At 60.6% G+C, this 3,167-nt stretch carries 1 protein-coding gene and 1 pseudogene; one reads left to right on the top strand and one right to left on the bottom strand.

Annotated features, from left to right (window positions below):
- Positions 1 to 401 precede the first annotated feature (401 nt).
- On the bottom strand, positions 402 to 2,306 hold the full coding sequence (locus tag EN935_RS28470) for an ABC transporter ATP-binding protein/permease (protein ID WP_164548693.1): 1,905 nt from the start codon (positions 2,304 to 2,306) through the stop codon (positions 402 to 404).
- 605 nt (positions 2,307 to 2,911) lie between these two features.
- On the opposite strand from EN935_RS28470, the pseudogene EN935_RS28465 reads away from it, so the two are divergent.
- A pseudogene (locus EN935_RS28465) lies at positions 2,912 to 3,167 on the top strand (hypothetical protein); the annotation flags it as partial.

The raw sequence follows: 3,167 nt of genomic DNA, 5'->3' as shown, positions 1-3,167 counted from the left end.
AAGCAGTTCCGTCGCGGTTTCCCGCGGCTCCCTGTTCAGGGCCTCGACAATGTCGGCGACGTGATCATTGGCTAGGATACGGGCGATGGCGACGGCCTCGTCGCTCGCTACGGCGGTAAATTCGTTCATGGCTCACTCCTTGCCGTCCGGCAGGACATGAACCATTAGAGGTCACGTCTAGGCGGACGGCGGTTGCGTTCGACTGTGACTGTCGCCAGGCATGGCGCGGTGACCTTTCCGCTTGCGGGTTCGCGTTTGACTGTCTGCAAGCGGGCGCAACATAGGAGCGCGCCTTGCCGTGTCAATCGCGGTGAGGAAGGAAAATGCCGGCGGGTTGCCGAGATCGCGCGACTGTGATCGCAGGCCGCCGCATGACACGGCCGGCTCGGATCAGAGCGTCTTTATTTCTGCTTTAGCCGGCGCGAGAAACGCAGCCACTTGTCCTCGACCGGCCTTGGGACCGGCCTTGGCTGCGCGAGAATGGTGGTGAGTTCGACAGGCAGGGTCGGAACCAGCGGCTTCTTGGTGGCGACGCCGTCGGCGATCGCGACGATGCTGTGATAGAATTCGCTGCCGGTCATCGATCGCGGCGCCACCGCCTCGTGCATGACGCTGATCACCGTGACATCGGGGCAGTTGTCCTTGATGGCCTGGTGGAAAGCAATTTTGCCATCGGGGTCGAGCGCGCCGGTTGCCTCGTCGAGGAACAGTAATCCCGGTTGCTGCAGCACGATGCGGGCCACCACCAGCTTCTGTTTCTGGCCACCCGACAGGACCTGATCCCAGCTTTTGCCTTCGCGGTTTTCGTCGGCCATGTGCTCGATAAAGTCGCCCAGGCCGGCCTTGTGCAGCGCTGATGCGACCTGCGCGTCGCCATGGTCGTGCTCGGAGCCGGGCAGGCAGACTAGCTGTTTCAGCGACACCGGCTGCAGCTTGACCTCCTGGGCAGCATAGAAACTCTTGACGCCTTCGGGGAAGACAATGGTGCCGCGGCCATAGGGCCACAGGCCGTTGATCGCCTTGATCAGCGAAGTCTTGCCGCAACCGGACTCGCCTTTCAGGAAGGTCCATTCGCCGCGCCGGAAGCGCAAATTGGCGGCACTGAGGAAGGGCGTCGCATCCTCGCCCTGATGCGCCAGTTCGAGCTTCTGGATGGTCAGACCGAAAACCGGGTTCTGGCTGGCATAGTGGAAGTCGGAGCGGCCGGTCTGGCTGTAGAATTCCTGCGGATGCTGGACATTCTCGATCGCATTGGCCAGCTCGGTGACACGCTGGCTGTTGGCGCGCAGCGTGGCGATGGCGGGCATGACGTGGATGAACCACGAACACTGGCCGATCAACGAATTGACCAGTTCGGAGCCGGTTATGTAGCCCTTGAGATCAAGGCCGTTGTGGATGAACGGCACCAGGCCCGGTCCGTAGGCGACAATGCGGGCGCCGATGAAATTGTAGATCAGCTCGAACGACATGTAGACCGTGTTGACGATGTTCAGCCGCGTCCAGGTGCCGTCGATATCGACATAGAGCCGGCCATGCATGGTCCTTTGCACGCCTTCGCCCTGAGACGCCGCGACATGGAAGCTGCGGCGCAGGAACGTCGTCAGCTCGCCGCGATAGCTGCCCTCGGCTTGCTGCATCCTGACGTTGAGGCGCTCGAGCAGGCCGCCGAGCTTGACCGCGATCCATGTGTTCAGCGGCACATAGGTGGCGACGGCCAGGAAGGCGAGGACAGCGCTGCCATAGTTGCCGAGGAACTCCAGCCCCTTCACCTCGACGGAGTTTTCGAGCAGCTTCTGGCCGACGAAATAGAGCGAAGTGGCGACGCCCAGCACGCCCATGGCGAGCCCGATGGCGCCGCCGGTCATGTCCTTGATGGATTCCTGGACGCGCTGATCGATATTGTCGGGGGCGGGCGCGCCGCTGCCGGTCGACGCATGCTGCGCATGGAAATGCGTATGATTGCCATCCAGCAACGCTTCATTGAAGCGGCTGTCCAGCCAGCCGCGCCATTTGCGGTGCAATGTCGCTGAGACAAGGTTGCGGATGCCAGTGAAGCCGGCGTCCTTGAGCAGGACCAGCAGGACGAGGATGCCGGCATTGACCAGCAGCGAGCGAAGCGGCGTGGTGTTGGCCGCATCATGGAAGAAGGCGATCGAGTTGACCAGTTCGCCGGAGGCTTCGGCGAACCAGACACCGGCCTTGCTGGACAGCGCGGTGAGCAGCGCAATCACCAGCGTCAGTGTCCAGGCTTCTTTCCAGCGGTCCGAGACCCAGTAGGCCCGCATCAGGCCCCAGAAGCTGCGCATCGACGATACCGGCGTCAGAAGCGATCGCCCTGCGGCATCGCGAGGTGTTTTTTCCGGTACTGACTCTTGCGATGGTCTACCGACCCGAATCACGATCCCGCCCAAACCTTTTTTCTTTTGTTACGGATGGTAACACCAATTGATCATTTTCCATTAATTTTTAAAGCTGGCCAAACTGATTACACCCAACGGCCGTTGCCAAGAGGCAACAGATGACACGCCGAAATATAGCGACAACAGCCGGCAAAAATCAGGATATCGTTATTGATTTCAAACGCTTGATCTGCGGAGACATGCCGTCGATGAAGCTTCCCTTAGGGAAGGTTATCGCACGGTTTTGTGAACTCGAAATCGTACGGATCGAGCGATTTTCTCAGAGCGGGCTGGCCCGAACATCGGAAAATTTGCCGTTCGTGACCTCGCCAGGCTTGCCGTTATCGTCCTTGCCGGAGGCAGGAAGTGACCGGAAAATCGTCCGAGCGGCGCGTTCCGTCTTGTCGGGTCAGCTCAGGAACTGCGTTTGACAATTCATCCGTTCGGGATTGAACCTTGCCTGGCATTGTCGACACTCATGCATGTCCGGTTCTCCAACAAGGAAGCTCCCAATGCTTGCACGCTCGGCCGCAATCCTGTTCCTCTTCGCCTGGCTGCCCCTATTTGCCTCTGTACCTTTGGCCCATGCCGCCGAGCAGGGCATCCCGGCAAGCGCCGACGGCCAGATCGAGTTCAACACGCCATCCGGCAACATCGGCTGCATCTACACGGCGAAAGGCGGCACCAGCACCTATGAGCCGAAGGATGGCGGCCCGGAATTGAGTTGCTCGCGCGTCGAGCCGAGCTATGTCACCATCATCCTGGGCC

The sequence above is a fragment of the Mesorhizobium sp. M7D.F.Ca.US.004.03.1.1 genome (assembly GCF_003998635.1).
GTDB lineage: Bacteria > Pseudomonadota > Alphaproteobacteria > Rhizobiales > Rhizobiaceae > Mesorhizobium > Mesorhizobium loti.
This window is presented reverse-complemented; position numbering and strand designations above follow the sequence as displayed.